This window comes from Caulobacter sp. 05T431 (assembly GCF_056665975.1).
Genome location: NZ_JBFTKU010000153.1, coordinates 1 through 393, shown reverse-complemented (window position 1 = coordinate 393; position 393 = coordinate 1). Strand labels below are relative to the sequence as shown.

The 393-nt window shown below is 61.6% G+C and carries 1 protein-coding gene; it reads left to right on the top strand.

Annotation, left to right across the window (positions count from 1 at the left end):
* Window positions 1–35: 35 nt before the first annotated feature.
* The coding region (locus tag AC1U89_RS24925) for a hypothetical protein (protein ID WP_479902292.1) at window positions 36–393 on the top strand (358 nt) is incomplete at its 3' end.

The following is a 393-nucleotide window of genomic DNA, read 5'->3' as shown; positions in this document are numbered from 1 at the left end:
GCCATGGGCCGGGCCGTTTCATCGGTGAGTTGAGCTTGCTCACCGGTCAGGCCGTGTACCTGACTGGGCTGGTGGTGCAAGCGGGCCGAATTCATAGTATTCCACCGGCCCAGTTTCGTCGGCTGATGGCTGAGGACGCCGAGCTTTCCGATATCCTGTTGCGCGCTTTTCTCGCTCGGAGAGAACTCCTTCGGAGTAACTCAGCTGCCCGAGTCGTCGAGATAGTGGGGAGCCGTCTGTCCGCAGCTTCACTGGAACTCCGGACATTCGCGTCGCGGTTACGGCTTGCCCATCTCTATTTTGAGGCCGATTCCATTGCCGGGCAGGCGCTGATGCGGGCCGTGCAGGTCGAGACCGGAGACCTCCCGGTCGTCATCACGCCCGACAAGGTGA